This window comes from Verrucomicrobium spinosum DSM 4136 = JCM 18804 (genome assembly GCF_000172155.1).
Taxonomy (GTDB): domain Bacteria; phylum Verrucomicrobiota; class Verrucomicrobiia; order Verrucomicrobiales; family Verrucomicrobiaceae; genus Verrucomicrobium; species Verrucomicrobium spinosum.
Window position 1 is genome coordinate 5,040,359 of sequence record NZ_ABIZ01000001.1, and the last position, 17,058, is coordinate 5,057,416.

The 17,058-nt window shown below is 62.5% G+C and carries 23 protein-coding genes; 1 reads left to right on the top strand and 22 read right to left on the bottom strand.

The features are described 5' to 3' along the window. Positions 1-6 precede the first annotated feature (6 nt). The 6 genes from VSP_RS20400 to VSP_RS20425 are packed head-to-tail and all read right to left on the bottom strand — an operon-like array spanning position 7 to position 5,427. Positions 7-756 (bottom strand): Ig domain-containing protein, encoded by a 750-nt coding sequence (locus tag VSP_RS20400; protein WP_009963009.1) that lies wholly within the window; start codon positions 754-756, stop codon positions 7-9. A gap of 21 nt (positions 757-777) precedes the next feature. Beyond that, complete coding sequence (locus VSP_RS39740; RefSeq protein WP_009963011.1) at positions 778-3,459, bottom strand: hypothetical protein; 2,682 nt, start codon at positions 3,457-3,459, stop codon at positions 778-780. Positions 3,460-3,491: 32 nt separating this feature from the next. Then, the gene (locus VSP_RS42475; RefSeq protein ID WP_009963012.1) at positions 3,492-3,638 is read right to left on the bottom strand and encodes a hypothetical protein; all 147 of its coding nucleotides are present in this window, start codon (positions 3,636-3,638) and stop codon (positions 3,492-3,494) included. A 59-nt stretch (positions 3,639-3,697) separates the two neighbouring features. Then, a complete protein-coding gene (locus tag VSP_RS20415; RefSeq protein WP_009963013.1) occupies positions 3,698-4,747 on the bottom strand; it encodes a hypothetical protein in 1,050 nt (349 codons plus the stop codon). Beyond that, a complete protein-coding gene (locus VSP_RS20420) occupies positions 4,744-5,067 on the bottom strand; it encodes a hypothetical protein (protein WP_009963014.1) in 324 nt (107 codons plus the stop codon). Before VSP_RS20420 ends, VSP_RS20415 begins: the two co-directional genes overlap by 4 nt. Positions 5,068-5,121: 54 nt before the next feature. After that, complete coding sequence (locus tag VSP_RS20425) at positions 5,122-5,427, bottom strand: hypothetical protein (protein ID WP_157210982.1); 306 nt, start codon at positions 5,425-5,427, stop codon at positions 5,122-5,124. Between the two features lie 83 nt (positions 5,428-5,510). On the opposite strand from VSP_RS20425, the gene VSP_RS20430 reads away from it, so the two are divergent. Next, on the top strand, positions 5,511-5,702 hold the full coding sequence (locus VSP_RS20430) for a hypothetical protein (protein WP_009963016.1): 192 nt from the start codon (positions 5,511-5,513) through the stop codon (positions 5,700-5,702). Between the two features lie 36 nt (positions 5,703-5,738). On the opposite strand, the gene VSP_RS20435 is transcribed toward VSP_RS20430, so the two are convergent. From VSP_RS20435 to VSP_RS20510, 16 genes are all read right to left on the bottom strand, one after another. Then, positions 5,739-6,359 carry a hypothetical protein gene (locus VSP_RS20435; RefSeq protein WP_009963017.1) on the bottom strand — a complete coding sequence of 207 codons (621 nt, stop codon included), beginning with the start codon at positions 6,357-6,359 and terminating at the stop codon, positions 5,739-5,741. 12 nt (positions 6,360-6,371) lie between these two features. Further along, entirely contained in the window at positions 6,372-7,079 is a 708-nt protein-coding gene (locus VSP_RS20440) for a hypothetical protein (protein ID WP_009963018.1), read from the bottom strand. A 57-nt stretch (positions 7,080-7,136) separates the two neighbouring features. Beyond that, positions 7,137-9,422 (bottom strand): tape measure protein, encoded by a 2,286-nt coding sequence (locus VSP_RS43645; protein ID WP_009963019.1) that lies wholly within the window; start codon positions 9,420-9,422, stop codon positions 7,137-7,139. 21 nt (positions 9,423-9,443) lie between these two features. Then, complete coding sequence (locus VSP_RS43650; RefSeq protein WP_009963021.1) at positions 9,444-10,016, bottom strand: hypothetical protein; 573 nt, start codon at positions 10,014-10,016, stop codon at positions 9,444-9,446. 15 nt (positions 10,017-10,031) lie between these two features. Then, positions 10,032-10,253: a hypothetical protein gene (locus VSP_RS20455; RefSeq protein WP_009963023.1), complete on the bottom strand. Its 222-nt coding sequence runs from the start codon at positions 10,251-10,253 to the stop codon at positions 10,032-10,034. A gap of 23 nt (positions 10,254-10,276) precedes the next feature. Continuing rightward, complete coding sequence (locus tag VSP_RS20460; protein WP_029190612.1) at positions 10,277-10,780, bottom strand: hypothetical protein; 504 nt, start codon at positions 10,778-10,780, stop codon at positions 10,277-10,279. A 39-nt stretch (positions 10,781-10,819) separates the two neighbouring features. Continuing rightward, on the bottom strand, positions 10,820-11,302 hold the full coding sequence (locus tag VSP_RS20465; RefSeq protein WP_009963025.1) for a hypothetical protein: 483 nt from the start codon (positions 11,300-11,302) through the stop codon (positions 10,820-10,822). 18 nt (positions 11,303-11,320) lie between these two features. Next, on the bottom strand, positions 11,321-11,650 hold the full coding sequence (locus VSP_RS20470) for a hypothetical protein (RefSeq protein ID WP_009963026.1): 330 nt from the start codon (positions 11,648-11,650) through the stop codon (positions 11,321-11,323). A gap of 61 nt (positions 11,651-11,711) precedes the next feature. Continuing rightward, entirely contained in the window at positions 11,712-12,056 is a 345-nt protein-coding gene (locus VSP_RS20475; RefSeq protein WP_009963027.1) for a hypothetical protein, read from the bottom strand. A 15-nt stretch (positions 12,057-12,071) separates the two neighbouring features. After that, positions 12,072-12,371, bottom strand: coding sequence for a hypothetical protein (locus VSP_RS20480; protein ID WP_009963028.1), 300 nt, complete (start codon positions 12,369-12,371; stop codon positions 12,072-12,074). 86 nt (positions 12,372-12,457) lie between these two features. Further along, a complete protein-coding gene (locus VSP_RS20485; protein ID WP_009963029.1) occupies positions 12,458-12,886 on the bottom strand; it encodes a hypothetical protein in 429 nt (142 codons plus the stop codon). A 6-nt stretch (positions 12,887-12,892) separates the two neighbouring features. Beyond that, positions 12,893-13,501: a 3'-5' exonuclease gene (locus VSP_RS20490; protein WP_009963030.1), complete on the bottom strand. Its 609-nt coding sequence runs from the start codon at positions 13,499-13,501 to the stop codon at positions 12,893-12,895. A 208-nt stretch (positions 13,502-13,709) separates the two neighbouring features. Continuing rightward, on the bottom strand, positions 13,710-14,045 hold the full coding sequence (locus VSP_RS20495) for a hypothetical protein (RefSeq protein ID WP_009963032.1): 336 nt from the start codon (positions 14,043-14,045) through the stop codon (positions 13,710-13,712). Positions 14,046-14,279: 234 nt separating this feature from the next. After that, complete coding sequence (locus tag VSP_RS20500; protein ID WP_009963033.1) at positions 14,280-14,822, bottom strand: hypothetical protein; 543 nt, start codon at positions 14,820-14,822, stop codon at positions 14,280-14,282. Positions 14,823-14,885: 63 nt separating this feature from the next. Next, positions 14,886-16,055, bottom strand: coding sequence for a hypothetical protein (locus VSP_RS20505; protein ID WP_009963034.1), 1,170 nt, complete (start codon positions 16,053-16,055; stop codon positions 14,886-14,888). Between the two features lie 59 nt (positions 16,056-16,114). Beyond that, positions 16,115-16,846, bottom strand: a complete 732-nt coding sequence (locus VSP_RS20510) for a hypothetical protein (protein ID WP_009963036.1) — start codon at positions 16,844-16,846, stop codon at positions 16,115-16,117. Positions 16,847-17,058 lie beyond the last annotated feature (212 nt).

A 17,058-nucleotide genomic window follows, 5' to 3' on the forward strand; every position in this document is an offset into this window, starting at 1 on the left:
GGGCCATCAGTCTTCTGTCAGGTCAGGGGTTTGATCGCGGAAGATTTCCGTTGTGAAGTTCTGGCTGGATCTCTCCAGCACCGTGGGATCTTCATCACCCGGCAGAGTGTGCAGCACGCCCCACCGCAGCTCAGACACACCAGCGAAGTTCGTCGCCTTGTCCCCTTCGTAGTTGCTCAGCACACCAGCGAGCGCGTCAGGGTCCAGATGCACCAGGATGCGGTATCGCGTTGACTCATAGGACCCCACTTTTTCAAAGTCCCCGTCACTCTGCACCAGGAGCTGCTCCGGATCATATTCCTTCAGCGCGTAGCTCAGCGCGGAGATCTCCAGATCCTGGAGCACGTTACCCTTCCTGAATCCTACGGAGAGCATCAGCCAGTCCCCCTTTTTGCCAAAGAGCACCGCCGTGGCACTGAAGTTTCCGCCAGGCAAACTCACCGCCCCGGTGAGCAGGTTCACATCCACTTCCACGAAGGCATCCGCGTTGTACTCGCTGGTCTCGATTCCCACCGCGAGGAAAAGCGGCGCGCTCGTGCCGTCGCCATTCGTGGCCGTCAGAGTCACCACATACACTCCCGCTTCCGTGGCCGCTCCACTGATCCGGCCCGTGGTGCCGTTGATCGCCAGCCCCGCCGGCAGGCCCACGGCCGCCCAGCTTGTCGGCGTGTTGGTCGCCGCTGGCTGATAGATAAAAAACTCCCCCCGGCGGTAGGCCAGGATGGAGGTGGTGGTATCGATGACGGGTGCAGCCATGATGTTATGGTTATTTCCTACTTACGCGGACTTGATCACCGCTTTCCCAGGCTCGCTTTCGTTGTCGGACTCCTCCACGCCCACCTTGCGATCCAGCCCCAGGATGGCCACGAACCCACGCGGATCACTTTCGTTGTTTTCCGTGTCGAAGCGCACCAAACGCCCCCGCAGCATGAAGTTTGCGCTGGTCGGGGCCGGCGCACTCCCCTCCTCAGATCCGTACAGGATGCGGGCGGCCGTGATCGTATCCACCGCTGACACCAGCGCCCGCGTGATCCGGCACCCCACCGTGTGCACAGAGGGCACTGGCGTGACCTCCAGCACCTGCTCCAGGAGTGGCACCGGGTTCCATACCACTTCCTTCAGGTTGCGCCCCGGCTGCGCCGTCACCGTGATGGTACCCGTCCCAGCACTGGTCAGGTCCAGCACCGCACCGCCCAGAGCCGCAGAGAGCTGGAGCGTGTTGGTGTCCGTATTCTTCACGTAGTACACCGTGCCCGCCGTCAGACCTCCCGGCACCGTGCCACTGCTGGCCACTTTCACGGGCGTTCCTTCCGCCAGTCCGTGAGCGGCCGCCGTCAGCGTGTTGGCTCCTGCATCCGCCGTCACCGTGATCGCCGCACCCGTGGGAGTCGCGTCCTCCGTGATCGCTGCCCACTCGATCCGCACGGCCCACCGGGCATTGGTGTTGCTCTTCAGCACCGCCAGCTCCAGGCCCAGCAGCACCTCCAGCTTCTTCTTCAGGCGGAGCTGCTTTTCGTTGACCGAGATCCGGAACAACTCCCTCGCATAGTCCGTGGGGTACCAGCTCGTTTCCGATCCGATCCGCTCCACGCGATACCACATGCGCCCGTCACAGGTCGCATGCTCACCAGGGCGCAGCTGCACCGACTTGCGCCCCATCCCGCCAGGGAGCAACACCGTGCCGGCGGACTCATTTTTGAAGACCTTGCCTTTCAGACTGTCAGAGATCGCCACCAGCGGCACCGTCAGGCTCTCCACCACGGCATCATGCACCGCCGCCAGCAGCCCCCCCACCCGTGGCAAGAGCGCTTGATTGAACCCCGCCAGGCCCGTGGCCGGCACCGGCAGATTCAGGGACCGCACCGGATACACCTCCCCGATTTTCGGCAGGTCCCATGAGGAGATTACCCCCTGCGCCGCCACTGGATCAGCCACCACCGCACCCGTGGGTATCAGGTCCTCCAGCGCTTGCAGCCTGGCCCCCAGATCATCCAGAATGGTCTGAAGCCCTACAATCTGCCCCACCGTGTGGGTATGCGCATTGAAGGCGCTCGCCTGACCCATGGCCATAACCGTCACCGCCAGCGCGCCCACCGTCGGCACCGGGTCCGCGTAGTCTCCCAGCACCGTCACCGTCAGGCTATTGGGATTCGTGACATCCACCTTGTAGTCCGCGCCACGCAGCACCGCGCCTGGCGAGGTGTTTTCTCTCACCATCACCACCACGCTCTCACTACCCAGATTGTGGTCCAGTACGAAGACCGTCGCCACCCCGTCCCCCAGCGTGGTGCCCCAGTGCAGGATGCCCACCGCCACCTGGTCCGGGGTGAAGGGGACATAGCTCCGTGGTTGCGGAGGCCTCAGCCAGTCGATACCCGCCGGCTGGGACAACTCATCCCACGTCGTCTCCCGCTGCACGGTGAGATCCATCCGGAAGGTGATCCGGTCCAGCAGCTCCTCATCATTCTCATCCTCCAGGAGCAGCTCGATCTCAAAGGGCAACGTTTCCTCCCCCGTCGCACTGCGGCGCAGGAAGGCATCCATTTCAGCCGTCCCCAGCGCCAGGCGGAATTTCAAATCTCCCGGCGGCGCGTCGAAAACCTCGACTTCCAGCAAGGGTTGATCCACGCCCACCATGCTGCCGGCGAACTCAATGTGGGCCGCGTTCGGCGTGGGATTCGTCACCACCCACTCACCATCCTCATCAGCCAGAGGCTCCAGCGCCTCCGCGATCTCATCCGGCCCGTCTTCCATCGACAGGTTCGCCGTCTTGCTGAAGCCGCGCTTGATGCAGTACACCCCGCGAAATGCCGGCGGCACCACCAGCTTCTGCACCTCGCCCCATTCCACCGTGCCATTCACCCCGCCATCCGTCAGCGCCGTGATTTCCGGAGCCCCCGGCACCACTTCGGCAAAGGTGGAGACTCCCGCCAGCGGAGCCCGCACCAGGCGCACCTCATGCACCCAGATCCCGCCCAGTTGCGTCTCCCGCACCCGCACGAAGGATACCGGCCAGAGTTGATTGCTATGCACCACCAGGGGCACAATGGCGTTGTGCGACGCCCAGCGGATCAGATAGGAACCATCCACCTGCTCCACCGTGCAGGCCCCATAGGTGGGCACCAGGGTAGTCAGCTGCGCAATAGCCGCCCGCACCTGCTCCGCCGTCGCATTCCATGGCAGCGCACCCGTCACATTCACGTTTACCACCGGAGCATCCTCCCCGATGTGCAGCCGCCAGGACCCCGACACCGGACGCTCATCCTGGCCACCCAGCGTCGCTTTCAGCTGCTGGCACACCCGCGTCACCTCCGCCGTCGCCCCGCCCACCCGCTGCGCCAGGCGCAGGGCCAGCACCAGCGTATCCCCCTGCACCAGCTTCGGGAACGTGAACGCCGCCCCACCCAGCGTTTCAGACAGTCTCTTGTTCGTCAGGTCGGCATAAAGGAGTGCTTGCATAGGACGGCTTCCCGCCCCCGGGTGTCAATTACTCACAACCCAAAAAACACCGGATCAAACCCCTCCGCTCGATACGGCCACTCCGGATCAAGCGGCTCCACCGCTTCCTTCTCCGTCGCCGCCCGCTCAGCCTCCAGCCGCGCCCCCTTGTCCAGCCCATGCCCATCAGACTCAGCCATACTCAGTTCAGTGAAATTACATTAGCGTTCCGTTAGTGTCCGTTAGTGGTTCCTTTTTCTCATACCGTCCAGAACCGCCCCGCCAAGCCCTCCCGGCCAAGGAACTGCGCCGCCGCAGAGTTCGCGTCATTCACCTGCGCCAGGATAAACTGGTTCAGCGCATCGCCCACCCCGCCGGCCAGACCGGTCTGCAGGACCAGATTTTCACTCTGCCCCGGCGGGCGGAGGTAGTTCGTGGCATGGGTCAAATTCCAGAACAGCCGATGCTTCACATAGGCACCCCAGGAGCCATCCGGCTCCTGCCCCGGCCCCATCCCTTCCGGTGAGACCAGGTACACCGTGGCAATCAGCCGCTCGTCAGTCGTATCATCCGTCCAATTGCCCGCCAGGCGGTCCTGGAGCGACGCCACCGCCGGCGGAGTCCACTGGGATTCCAGATCGATGTACGAGCGCACGCGGAAATCCAGCGCCCGCGTGGTAATCACATCGAACTGCGCAAAGCTCCCGTCCAGGCCCGCGCCCGTGGTCCATTGCGTGGCCGTGCCCACCCGGTCCTGCTTCAGCACCACGTCCAGCGCCCGCAGCAGGCGGCGCTTGCCGCTCTCCGGGTCCATACTGGTCTGCTCCGTGAGAATCCCTGCGGTGAACTGAATCGCCGGCGGCTCACCCACCCCCAGGTTGCGGAAGAAATCCGGCACCTCCTCATACGTCAGGCTAATACTCCCGTCCGGGTTCGAGGTCGCACTGGTGGCCGCGGCATCCGGACCAATCGCCCGCCAGCCCGCCAGGCGCACCAGCGGCTTTTCCGTCAGCCAGGCCTCCACCGTGGCATCCTGCTTTGCCGGCAGCGCCTTTCCCCGCTTCAGCCGCTCCCGCGTCTCCAGGCTCACATCACTCACCAGCGCCTCCACCGAGGCATCCAGCCCGCCCACGAACCCCGGCCACACCGTGGACACCCACGCCTTCCGCAGCGGGTCCCACTGCGGCCGCACATTCCAGGGATGCCTCCAGCCCGTGCCCTCCACTTCCGTCACGGATACCACCAGCGACCGCCGCAGCGCCGCAATCATCCCATTCCAGGCCTCCGCCGACTGTACCGGCAGGCTCATGGCTTCTTCACATCACTCACCGCCGGCAGCAGCCCACTGTCCTCCATCCGAGGCTCAGCCATCTCCAGCTCCTTCAGCCTGGCCTCCAGCGCCTCAATCCGTTTCCACGTCTGCCAGTCCTCCCGCATATCCTCCCAATAGAACGCTTCCCGCATCTCATTCTGATGCCTCAGCTCCCGCGTGTGCCCCTTCTCCCGGATCTTGAGCCGCCCCAACACAGACTCGTGGTACACCGCCGCAATCAGCAGCACGACCACAATTCCCACCAGCTCCAGCATGCCCAGCCGGAAACGCTCCAGATCATCGAAGTTGGATTTCATTAGCGTTCCATCAGCGTCAATTGCGCGTCTCCCGTCGCGCCCCGGACTCTCCCTCTACTCGGTTCCGTCAGCCAGGTCATACCCTTCATTCTTCTTTGCGCTCACCAGCCAGGCTGGAGCCAGCCACATGATCGCACCGATGGTGTCCTGATAGAAATCGTTCGTGACCTTCTTCAGCTGGCTTTTAGGCATCCAGCACTTGCCGCGATAGGGATTCCCATAGGAGTTGAAGCGAGTTGCAGGAAATTCAACCGCCTTTGCGCTCTCGCCCGTTTGCCCCTCCAGAAGGAGAAGCCCGGTGGACATCGCCCCTGCGTTCACCCACTCGCTAACTTTCGTGAATTTGTTCGTCGTGCTCACGTTGTCATTATGTCGGCATTGCCGACTTTTTGCAACAACTATTTTCGGCATTGCCGACAAATATTCATGTGCTATGTTGGACCATGCCCTTCAAAGACCAACTCACTCAGTACACCGCCTCTCAGATCATCACCGCTCTCGGATGCCCCAGGGCAACAGCCTATGACTGGCTCGACGGCCGCCGTGAGCCACCCGAATGGCAGCAGCCCCACTGGCTGACCATCCTGGCTAAACGAGTAAAGCCAGTAGAAAAGAAGAAGCCCGAAGCTCATTAGCGTTCCATCAGCGTCAATTAGCGGTTCCTCCTGAAGCTAGACACTCCAAAAGAAATGCCGCCCCGGCTGCCCCTTTGCCGGCACGGCCGCCGCATAGGCATGCTTCAGGTTGTGCATCGTGATCTGGTCCACCCGCCGCACGCTCTTGCCATCAGCGCTCCACGTCAGCACCGCCAGCGGTTGCCACCCCACCAGCTCCTCCGGAGACGCCAGCGTGGCCGCATGCGTGATCGTGGCCCAGTCCTCCACTGTCTCCGCAGCCTTCCCATCTGCACCCACGCGCACCGCCAGGTGCACCCAGCTCTTCAGATCCGCGTTCGGCTTGTCCTTGCTGATGCTCAAGCGCGGCACCGGCACCACCTTCTTGTCCGGCATCACCCCATCCAGGGGCACCCCTTTGATCGTGGGCACATGCGAATCATTCACAAACCCCATCTTCACCGTCACTTCACCCTGCATGGCCGATACCTTGAACCGTGGCGTGAACACCGCAGGCTCCTCATCCACGATCACGCAAGTGCCCTGCGGACTGCTCACGAATCGCACTCGCCCGCTCGTAGTGTACGGCCGCAGCAGATCCGGCAGCTCCCGCACCAGGCGGTCCACAAAGGGCTGCACCGGGTCACCCGGCTTCACCAGCAGGTCATTCAGGTTCATTCCCATAACTCATCACCTCCGTTTAATCAGCCCGTACAGGATGGCCAGATAGCCGTCCCGCGGCACCAGGTCATAATTCTCCCCCAGCGTCCAACCCTCCGGCCCCTGCTGGTCAAATTTGGGAAGCTGGGTCAGCCACACATAACCGTCCGGCGTCTGGATTCCGGAATTGCCCGGCAGCCGCTCCAGCACCGTCCCCGGCTTGTCCAGCAGATCTGGAGGGAAGGACTTGCGCACATAGGTACGGCTCACCTGGCCAATCAGGATCGGCCACGTCTTCGCGCCAAACATGGGATTCACTGCCTGCTTCGTTTTCGCAGCGCCAGAGAGCCCACCGCCGGACGCCTTCCCGCTCCCGGAAAGAAACTGCGGCCACACAACCCGGCCCTCCTCAATCGTGCCCTCATACCGCGCCAACAACTCATCCAGGAAGGGGTGCGTTTCGATGGGATCTTCCCGAAACTTCAGCTCTCCGCTCCAGCGCTCATTGTCGGGCGAGGTCTCCACCTCCACCCCCTTGTATGTGATCAGCACCACGTGCCGACCTTTCCCCCCCTCCAGCTGGTGGGAGGTGCGGGAATCTTCTGGCATCCCCAGCATGGTCCGATCCCCTACCGTCAGAGTCTCCTCCAGGGTGTCCACGATCCACTTTTTCACAAGGCTGATCCCGCCCGTCCGGTCCCGGCTGGTAGTGAGCCCACGTTGTTCAAGTACAGCCATGATCTGTTATTTCCTATCTATTCAGGTCTGATGTCTGGTGTCTGGCAGTCTGGAGTCTCACGCAAAGCGCGGCGTCATATCCACCGGCTTCGATTGGGTGACATTCGGCCGCTGCACCGGCTTGCTGGTGTTCTGCTCGATCTTCTGGAGCAGCGCCGTCTGCCGCTTCGCTTCCTCCACCATCAGCTCCCCAGGGGACCGCCCCATCAGGAGATTCACCGCACTGGCAAACATCCCCGGCGTGGCGATGGCGTTCTCTTTCACTTTCGGGATCTCCGGAGCAGCCGCCTGCACACTCTTGGCCACCTCCGCAGCTTTAGCCGCATCTGCCGCCAGGCGCTTCTGGATGCCATCCAGCACCTGCTGCATCCGCCCCCGCTCCTCTTTGGTGTCGAAGACCTCACTGGCCTTCCCAAAGGCCTCTTTGAACGCCCCCGGCATGGCTTTTAGGAAATTATCAAACTGCTTCATCCCTTCCTTGATCACCGGGTCCAGCTGCTGCCCGGCGGAGGACATCGCCCCGCCGGCCGCTATCCGCATACCCTGCGCCGTGGCCCGTAGCTGCTCTGGCAGATTCCCCACTGTCAGCCCCAGCCCGGGAATACTGCGCACCCCCGCCGCCATGCTCGCCACCGCCTCAATCAGCATCGCAGAGAACTGCGCACCGATCCCCAGCAGCACATTCCCCAGACCCGCCCAAAATTCAGGCTTGCCAATCTCGCCAAAGATCGTCACGAAGACCATCGCAGCTGCACCCACCCCCGCCCCAAAGACCGCCAGGGAGCCTTGCAGCCCCGCATAGAGCACATTCACAGACTCCATGAAGGCCAGCTTCAGGCCATCCCCCATCACCGACAGCGCCCCACCCGTGCCCAGCTCCTTCACCGCCGTGATCGCCATCTTGAGACTGTCCCCGATGGCCGACCCCAGTTTCCCGGCCGCTTCCCGCACGTCACCCATCCGGGCCACCACCGCGCTCAGCATGGGGCGGATCTGGTCATTGATCGGTTTACCCAGGGCCAGCTGCACGCTCTCAATCTCGCCCAACATCGTGCTCCACAGGCCACCCGTGGTCTTACCCAGCTTCAGCGCCAGGCCCTCGAACTTGCCCCCGTTGCTGGTCAGGTCCACAAACGCCTGCTCCAGCATGGCAAAGGTCACCTTGCCCTCACTGGCCAGCTTCTTCACCGCCGCCGGCGTCACCCCCAGCTGCTTCGCAAATTCCTGGATCACCGGAATACCCCGGCCAGTGAGCTGGTTGATGTCCTCCGCAAAGAGCTGCCCCTGCACGCGAGCCTTCCCGTAGATCTCCGCAATTTCCCCGAACTGCTGGGACTTCCCACCGATCCCCGCCGTGATATCCCCGATCCGGTCCAGCGTGTTCCCCACCTTGTCCGCTTCCTCGCCAAAGGCCAGCAGACTCCGGCCCGCTTTCGTGTAGTCCGTGGCCGTATACGGGGAGATGTCCGAGCGCTTGCGGAGATCCGCAATCATCTTGGTTGCTTCCTCCACCCCGCCCAGCATCACCTCCATGCTCACCTGGAGCTGCTCCGCATCCACGGCCGCCACCACCGAATCCTTGATGATCTCCCCCACCTTCAGCGCCGCGAAGCTTGCCCCAATCGCCGCCACCAAGGCCGCCACCACCGCCAGGATGCTGGGACCGGAGCTGCCAATGCTATCACGCATGCTCTTGCCCACATCCGGCATTTTGGGCGCAGCCGCCGTCTGCGACACCGCCCCCAGGTCCCTGTAGGCCTTCACCAGGCCAAAGATGGCCAGGCCCGCCGCGCTGGATACCTTGATGATCTTCAGCAGCCGCTCTGCCAGGTTCCGTTGCGGAGGCGCGGCCGCGTTTGCCGCTGCTCCCGTCTGCTGCACCGCAGCCGCCACCTGCTGCACGGGCGCAGCCTGGCCACGGAAGCGCCGCCACACTTCCGCGATGGCCTTCACCCCGTTCACGATCCCGGCCGCGTTATTTCCAAACTGTCCCAGCCGGGCAAAGAGGATGCCCGTCTTTTGGGCAAAGCTCAACTGTGCCCCGCCAGCCGCACCCGCCGCCCCTGCCAACCTCCCATACCCAGCAGCAGCCGCACCCGCCCTGGCTCCCGCCTGGCCCACCGCCGCCCCCGCCGTCGCCGCAGAGGCCTGCACCCGGCCCATGCTCTGGGTGATGTTGTTGCTCGCCGCCTGCGCTGCCGGAGCCGAACCGCGCCACAGATTCGTATTCACGCGGTTGCCCGCCTCCTCTGCCTGCGCTGCCATCCGCTGCATGATGATCACGACCCGTTCAGCCAGTCGCTCGAACTGGTCCATGTTCATCGTCAGCGCGGATTCCATCATAAGATCACCTCAAAAGTTATTTCAGCTCACCTTCAACCCGGCCGCCTTCCCGGCCCGCAGCATGATGCCCATCAGCGCCCGCTCCATGCGGCGGAGCCGTTTCTCCATCAGCTTGTCCACCCTCACCTCCAACCCCTCCACCGCCGTGGCATAGGGGGTGGTATTCCATACCCGAATCGTCACCGTGCCGCGCCCATCCACCGCCACCTCCACCTCCCAGGCACGAGCCAGCGCCCCCACCCGCGCCTCGCGGGTGGAGATGTACTGCTGAATCTCCGGCCAGGGCACCTCATGCCGGGGGTTCAGCCGTGCCGGCACCCGGCCTTTTACGCGATGCTCCCTCATCAGGGACTCCAGACTGCCAGCCTGCTCGCCGTTCGCACGCGGCACCGCTACCCTGTACACATCACTGCGCACCCGGGCACGCCCCCGCGCAATCCCCGCCGAGAGCTTCACGCTCCCATTCGCCGGAGGCGTGACATCTTGCACCGCCTTCAGGATGCGCGGAGCCTCCCGTTGAGCCAGGGTTCCAGCCTCCCGACGCAATTCGGCCGCCATCTTGCGGATGGCGGCCACGTCCTTGCTTACGTTCATGCGGAAGGCCATGCTTCACTCGTCCGTGTCATCCAGATCCGGAGGCAGCTCCAGCCGCACCCGCTCTCGCAGGCGCTCCGCCACCTTCCTCACTGGTTGCCCGGTCGGCACCGTCCAGGCCATGTTGGCCCGCAGGGCACAGTGGTAGTACTGGAGCACTCTCGGCAGCGGGATGTACCAGGTGATGGATTCCTCCGCCTCCGCATCGATTCGTCCTCCTGCCAGGGTCCACACCATCCACGCCGTGGCCCCTGGCTCTATTAGTTTTTTGGCGCGCCTTTCTCCCCAGTGCCCGGCTTAGGCTTCACCTGCACCGCAGCCGCTTCCGCCAGTTTGGCGATCCGCTCCACCTCAGCCAGCAAGAGGGGAAGCTCCTCCATGCTCAATCCAAAGGAGAAATCCTCCACCTCCTGCTCCCATCGCCCCTCGCGCACCGCCGCCTTCACTTCAGGGAGAGGCGCGCTCTGGAGCCAGGCAAACGCCGTCAGCTGAAATTCCATCGACCAGGCCTCCACAGGCTTCGGTAGAATCTTCCTGCCCACCGATCCAGGCAACAACCCCGGCTCAACCTCCACATTGTTCGGCACCTCTCCTTCCGGGGCATCATCCAGAGCCCCAGTAAATGCCGTCAGCTTCATCTGCCGGCAGAAGCTCAGCGTGCCCAGGGAAAAGGGGCGCAGAGTCAAGCCCCCCACGTTCATTCCGCCTTCAGCAAAGGCCTTTTCAAGCGCGGTCTCACGTGCCGCCCCCGTCGTAGTGTCCATGTTGTTGTTTCCTTTTTGTGTTGCCAGGCAGGGCACCGATTACTGGCGCGCCTGTTCAAATTCTCTCAGCATCTCCGCCCGCTCCTCATCCGTGGCATCCTGAGGAATCAGCACGATAGAGGTATGCTCCCCATCACTCTCCGTGATCTTCTCCAGCGGCTTGCGCTCCTTCACGCGCTTCACGAGGCCCGCCCGCGTGCCCCACAGTGCCCGCATGTACGAGATGGGATGATCCGGATTCGCCCGGCACCATTCCACATCGTCAAAGCGTTTCACCAGCTCCGCCAGGGTGATGGTCTCCGCCGGAAAATTGGGGCGGAAGGTCGCGGTGGAATCCGCATCGAAAGTCCATACATGCTCACGATGCAGCACGCCGTCCCTATCCTCCACCGTGTCCAGCAGACACTTGTCACTGGAGAAAGCAATGCCGCTCGCCAGGGCCACCGATACCTGCCCCAGCGTAGGGCTCTGGATCGGACTCCCCGTGCCCTTGATGAATGTGATTCCTTGTCCCTTTTCCATGTCACCTTGCCAGGTTCATCAGGCCGCCGCCGGCCAGTTCTTGGCCGACACCGCCCACTCGTTGCGCGTATCGTGATGCTCCGTCTCATCCGTGTTGAGCACGATGGTCTTGCCACCCGTTACACCCACCACGGCCAGCTCTTCCTCACCAGCCAGCAGACCGTCAGGGAGATCCCCCTTGCCTTCCAGGCTGATATCAAATTTCGGGTCCCGCGCATCCCCCTCCTCGATTTCATCGTCAATGTTCAGCAGCGGCTCATCCTCCGTCAGAGACTTCTCAATCTCCACCTTCAGGCAGAGCGTGTACTCCACCTCAGTGATGGCCAGCGGATTCAAGGCAGCAGGCATATTAAAAAAACGATGTGTAGTTTCCTAACTCTTAACTCCTAACGTCTAACCCCTAACTCAATCAGGGCTCTTCAGGCTCCGTATAGACCCCGTTCTGTAAGATCCTGCCCGTGTACTCAAACATAGCCCTTTTACCCAGTTCCTTCGTCTTCTTCGCCTTGATCACCTTCACGGTTCCCACCGTGATCGTCCCGGCCGTCACCGTGGCAAAGGCCGCTTCACCCACGCCCTTCACCGTGACCTCACCCTTGATGTGTCCTCTCTGATCCGCATAGACCGTCACGCCCAGGTTGTTCTTTTCCTCCACCACCTCCACAGGCATGGACTTTTTGCTTTCGTGCGCGAACCCCCCAATAGGGGCCGCGATCAGCACGGGATCATCTGTGACTCCAATGTGGGACGACATACCCGCCCGCAGGTGTCAAACCCCCAGCTCAAGCTCCGGCGCGTTGCACATGGTCTTCGCCCGGTCAAACGGTGCACCACAGAGATCCACGTGCTGCTCAGGCGTGCCGATCTTCTCCACCTTGATCACCTTCACCCCCAGCTTCAGCGCCGTACCTTGCAACCTGGCCATGTCCTGATCCAGCAGGTGGGCAATCACAGGATACCGGCGAAACAACGGGTGCCCCATGTTCAACGTGTGCAAATGCAACGCCTGGCCGCCCGCCACCGAGTACGCCACCGCCGCCCGCAGCTCCATCATCTCAAAGCGTTTCATATCATTGTTGGAGTACCGCCTTTAGGCGGAATCAGTTTCAGGTCTTCTGTCTTTCGTCTTCCCGTCTTCTGTCTGGAGCGCAGCGACTACGCCATCTCCAGCGCGAACGTGTACCGCAGCGTCGTCTTGAACATCCCACTCCCATGAGCATCCACGGGCTCGATGAAATACCACCCCTGCACATTCGCCCCGGCCGCCGTCACCATCGCCGCAGAGATCTCATCCACGTTCTCATCCACCACCACGCCCCGTATGGCACCCAGTAGCTCCCGGTGGTTTGTCTCCGTCACCCCCGCGACCACCGGAGTACACGCGGAGATCTCCACCTCCGCATCATACAGCCCACCCGTGCTCTCCGGCCCGGCGATGCGCGGCACCCTGGCGCACTTCACCTGCACCCAGGCCACCGTATCCGGCACCGGGACAACCGTGGCCGCCTCCAGGACCATCGTCCCGGCCAGCGCCGTATCCAGGAACACCTTCAGCCCCTTCTCAACTTCCGAGGTCGTCGCCATAGCAGATTAAAGCTGGATATCCATAAAAGGAGCCACCGCCGCAGACAGCAGCTCATACGGCACCGGCTCCAGCGCTTCCGGCAGCCCCAGGAGCATTCGGAATGCCTCCGCTTCCTTCTGCGCCCCCACCAGCGCCCGGTGCGGTTTCGGCTCCGGCTCCATCCCCAGCAGCTCATAGATCTCATCCGTGTAGTAGCCTTTCGCCGGCACCCTCCGACCACAGGCCAGCGCATACGCGACGGCCAGAGTATGCAGATCCAGGGTGCGATGCACAAACGGCAGCTCCAACCCGTGCCGCTTCGCCCCCTCCTGGAGGAACCACAGATCATGCCGCGGATTCTGTCCGCAGAGGATCACCGGACCCGCGCCCACCCATTCCACAAACTGCTCCAGCGCCTCCACTTCCGCCGCCACGGTAGGGTCCAGATGCCAGTCACAGCCATTCACCTCCATGGCCCGCGCCTCAATCACCGCATCAGCATGTGGCCGACACTTCATCACAAACTCACCCGCCCCCAACATCCACACCGCCCCGATCTCCACGATCCCACAGGCCCGGCCATCCAGCCCCGTGGTCTCCAGATCCGTCACCAGCAAACGCGGCTCATCGCTCATGCACCCCACCGGGTGTCAACGGTCCCCGGCCCGCTATAATCCTCGCCACCTCCGCCCTAAGCTCTTGCGATGTGGGCACCCGGCCCAACCGCGACACTAGGCGGTTATAAATTGTATCTGGATGGTGATTAATCACCGTAAATTGGATCTTCATATCCGGGATCAGTTATTAGCGTTCCGTTAGTGTCCGTTAGCGGTTCCCTTTTCCTCAATCCCCAAACCGCCCACACACCAGCTCCCACGCCACATTCACCGTGCGCAGCCCCGCAGTCCGGATCAGACGATACACCGTCCCATCCACCGTCACCAGGGACCGCACCGCCGGCGGATTGAGCAGCAGACTTTTCCGGATCGCCACATAGAGGATATTCTGCCACACCCAGTTCCCATCCTCATTCTGCACCTGCTGACGCGCCCCCTGCGTCACCGTGCACACGTAGGGGTTGCCACCAATCCACGCCGTCCCCGGGTATGTTTCCTCCCGTGCATCCTGGTGCCGATTCCGCGCCGCCGCCACCGCTTGAGCAATACCTTTGAGACTCATGCCCGGGCGCACCTGTCAAAGTCCAAAAACAAAAGACCCGTGAGCATGCCCTACACACTCACGGGTCCTTCCTTTTCATCACCGAACTTCTCAAGACAACATTCACACAATCACTTTCACTAACTCCCCTCCGCCCCTGTCAAACAAGACGCGCCGCCATGATCACTCATGACGGCGCGCTTTGGCTTTGCCTGGCAAGGGCAGCAACCCAGTCGGAACGTACTGGGAAATTAATCACCCCGTCTTAGGAGGCTCAGACGGAGCCGTTGAAGTAGGCGCAGGAGCAGGACCAAGCGAGGTGGGAGGAACAACAGGCGGCACCGGAGCACTCGCACCCGATTCACCCCCAGCACCCGGCGCAGATTGCACCAAGCGCTCAGCCAGGGCAGTCTCCAGGCGCACCTTCAGCTCTTCAGCAAGCTTCACGGCTGCATCACGCTCCGAGATCACGGCATCACGCTCAACCTCCGCCATCTCCAGCAGCTCACGAGCCTCCGCCAGTTCAGCCTGCGCCACCTTCAACTTCGCCGCAGGCCCGGCCGCTTTCTTCAGCTCCGGAGGAAGCTTCGCCGGCACCCCAGCCTTCATCTTGTGCACCTTCTGGCCCCCGCCACTGTCCCAGAGTGCGAAGTGAGGCAGCCCCGGCAGGATCTCCCCGCCACCCAGGCCAATGACGCTCTTATGGAGCCTCACCGCCTGATCATAGGGCATGGGACCCGCCAGGTCCACCCCCTCACGTCTGGATTCATTCAGGCACAGCAGCAGGGCCAGTTTCATAGGCAGTTGATCAATTCGCGTTCTTTCCTAACACCTAACTCTTAACTCCTAACCCACTCCCGCTTACGCCAGCGGACTGCGAATGATTTTGAGCTGCGCAGCATCGCCCACCTCGAAGGAATAATGCACCTCCATCGCCTGGACTTCCTCGTCCGTGTCATCGTAGGCAATCCTGCGGTACTGGATCGTCAGGCCGTTCTCATCACTCAGCTCCTGATAGTCCACCAGCTTCTTACGCACGCCATCAGTGGGCGGCACGGGGGAAAAGCCCACCAGGATCGCAGAGGGGAGCACCGCGATACCGCGCACGTCTTCATACTTGCGCACCGTGCCGGCGGAAGCATCCACCGTGACGTTGATCGCCGCACCGCCCGGAGTCGCCGCCACCTTGAAGGCGTTCGTCGTCGCATCGCGGACGAAGTAGGCCACCGTTGCAGCCGTCAGGCCTGTACCTCCCGTCAGAGTCGGAAAGATGACCCGGTCCCCATCAGCGAACCCATGCAGCGCCGCCGTCACGATGTCATCATCCGCCTCAATCGTGCAGGCGATGGCCGTCGTGTTGTTTGGCACCAGGCCCGCGGATACATGGGTATCGAACCCCAAGACGTCACCCACCCGCCCCGACCGGAACGAGGCTCCACCGTCGCCCCGCTTGCTGGCGTCAATGATCTGCCCCTGCTTCAGCAGGTTGGCACCGTAGCTGGTTCCAAGAATGAGGCTCCTCCCCATCTCCGGCCAATGATCATCAGCGCAGAGCTGCATCATGTCCGCCACTTCGCTTTCATCGAAGTTACCCGCCGTTACAGGCGTGATGGTCGTCCCGGGATAGTTCGCAGCACCCACCACGCCGAAGATGTGGGCCAGCACATCATAGGCCAGCGCCTCCCCCTTCAGACGACCGTGCATCTCAGGATTGAAGGCAGGCTGACGCGCACGCTCAGCCCCCGTGAAGCTTAGCGCCTGCACCTTGTTGTACCAGGTCGTCATCTCACGGGAATCGGTGACGGTATTGGTCACCAACGCCTTGTAGGAACCATTCGCGGCACGGCTCTGGCTGGTCCCGGTCGCCGTGAGCGGATAGAACGGGATCGCCATCTTGTCATTGCCCTTCAGGTGCACATTGCGAAACACCGTGGAGAAGGACAGAAGCGGCAGAAGCGTACGCTTGAGCGCACGCATGGAGCTGTCTAGCACCTCAGAGAGTTGCAGGGCGGAATCAATCGTATTGGACATATGCGGGGACGTTCAAGTTTGGCTTCTGCCAGTTGGGAAGTTCTAGGTGTCAATCACCCTCAGTTGCCGCCGTGCACCTTGCGGTACTCCACCAGCAGCTTCTGGCGCTCCTGCGCAGTCGGGAGTTTCTCCATTGCCTTCTCCAGATCCTCACGGTTCGAGGGCACATCCCCACTCTTCGCCAGGTCATCACCCGACTGCGCCGCCGGCAGTTGAGCGGCAGGGAAACCCAGGGCACGCATCTGCTCCTTCGTCTTCTGGTCCACCGTCTTCGCCTCACCCTTCAGCTTCGTGGCCTCCGCTTCAATCTTGCCCAGGGCGGCCTCCGCTTCCTTCGCATCCGCCTCCAGCGCTACAATCCTGGCATTCGCCTGATCCAGCTGGCCCTGGAGCGTGGTAGCCAGCGCTTCCTTTGCCGCCACCTGGCCCTCCAGATCGGCAATCTTGGCATTCAGATCCGCCACCGCCTGATCCCCTTTCGTGACCATCGCCGCCGCCGCCGTGAACCGCTGGCCAATCGTCATCTTCTTCTCCGGCTCCTTCGCCTGGCCACCACCGGCACCACCTTCGCCACCCTGCCCCGGATCTTCCGCCTGCTCCAACAGCACCGGACGAATCCACAGCCCCAAGGACGCCGCAGCGATCCCCGCGCCCACATCATGAGCAGCCAGACCGGGACCAAACCCAAGGAACTCAGGCCCCGGCACCAACCCCGCAGCCATCGCCAAGGGAACCAACATCAGCGCCAGAATCACCAGCGCCACCACACGAATCAAAGCAGAGGATCTCATACCCCCGCCGCCACCTGTCAAAACCACCAACTCCCACCGCTCCGCACCCAGTGCGTCAGTAGGCAGTGGTCAGTGCGTCAGATTGTTTCCTGCACCGTCTCGCCAGTTCCACCAACCACGCCGCAAACGCCGGCGGAGTCGCCTCCCTCTCCCATCCTGGCACCCGAGGTCTCCAGCCACTCTGACCCTTCCGGAGACTCTGCGTGATCACA

Coding starts and splice junctions, on each gene's coding strand:
- VSP_RS20400 (WP_009963009.1), bottom strand. CDS start 756: ATGGCTGCACCCGTCATCGATACCACCACCTCCATCCTGGCCTACCGC.
- VSP_RS39740 (WP_009963011.1), bottom strand. CDS start 3,459: ATGCAAGCACTCCTTTATGCCGACCTGACGAACAAGAGACTGTCTGAA.
- VSP_RS42475 (WP_009963012.1), bottom strand. CDS start 3,638: ATGGCTGAGTCTGATGGGCATGGGCTGGACAAGGGGGCGCGGCTGGAG.
- VSP_RS20415 (WP_009963013.1), bottom strand. CDS start 4,747: ATGAGCCTGCCGGTACAGTCGGCGGAGGCCTGGAATGGGATGATTGCG.
- VSP_RS20420 (WP_009963014.1), bottom strand. CDS start 5,067: ATGAAATCCAACTTCGATGATCTGGAGCGTTTCCGGCTGGGCATGCTG.
- VSP_RS20430 (WP_009963016.1), top strand. CDS start 5,511: ATGCCCTTCAAAGACCAACTCACTCAGTACACCGCCTCTCAGATCATC.
- VSP_RS20435 (WP_009963017.1), bottom strand. CDS start 6,359: ATGAACCTGAATGACCTGCTGGTGAAGCCGGGTGACCCGGTGCAGCCC.
- VSP_RS20440 (WP_009963018.1), bottom strand. CDS start 7,079: ATGGCTGTACTTGAACAACGTGGGCTCACTACCAGCCGGGACCGGACG.
- VSP_RS43645 (WP_009963019.1), bottom strand. CDS start 9,422: ATGATGGAATCCGCGCTGACGATGAACATGGACCAGTTCGAGCGACTG.
- VSP_RS43650 (WP_009963021.1), bottom strand. CDS start 10,016: ATGAACGTAAGCAAGGACGTGGCCGCCATCCGCAAGATGGCGGCCGAA.
- VSP_RS20455 (WP_009963023.1), bottom strand. CDS start 10,253: ATGGTGTGGACCCTGGCAGGAGGACGAATCGATGCGGAGGCGGAGGAA.
- VSP_RS20460 (WP_029190612.1), bottom strand. CDS start 10,780: ATGGACACTACGACGGGGGCGGCACGTGAGACCGCGCTTGAAAAGGCC.
- VSP_RS20465 (WP_009963025.1), bottom strand. CDS start 11,302: ATGGAAAAGGGACAAGGAATCACATTCATCAAGGGCACGGGGAGTCCG.
- VSP_RS20470 (WP_009963026.1), bottom strand. CDS start 11,650: ATGCCTGCTGCCTTGAATCCGCTGGCCATCACTGAGGTGGAGTACACG.
- VSP_RS20475 (WP_009963027.1), bottom strand. CDS start 12,056: ATGTCGTCCCACATTGGAGTCACAGATGATCCCGTGCTGATCGCGGCC.
- VSP_RS20480 (WP_009963028.1), bottom strand. CDS start 12,371: ATGAAACGCTTTGAGATGATGGAGCTGCGGGCGGCGGTGGCGTACTCG.
- VSP_RS20485 (WP_009963029.1), bottom strand. CDS start 12,886: ATGGCGACGACCTCGGAAGTTGAGAAGGGGCTGAAGGTGTTCCTGGAT.
- VSP_RS20490 (WP_009963030.1), bottom strand. CDS start 13,501: ATGAGCGATGAGCCGCGTTTGCTGGTGACGGATCTGGAGACCACGGGG.
- VSP_RS20495 (WP_009963032.1), bottom strand. CDS start 14,045: ATGAGTCTCAAAGGTATTGCTCAAGCGGTGGCGGCGGCGCGGAATCGG.
- VSP_RS20500 (WP_009963033.1), bottom strand. CDS start 14,822: ATGAAACTGGCCCTGCTGCTGTGCCTGAATGAATCCAGACGTGAGGGG.
- VSP_RS20505 (WP_009963034.1), bottom strand. CDS start 16,055: ATGTCCAATACGATTGATTCCGCCCTGCAACTCTCTGAGGTGCTAGAC.
- VSP_RS20510 (WP_009963036.1), bottom strand. CDS start 16,846: ATGAGATCCTCTGCTTTGATTCGTGTGGTGGCGCTGGTGATTCTGGCG.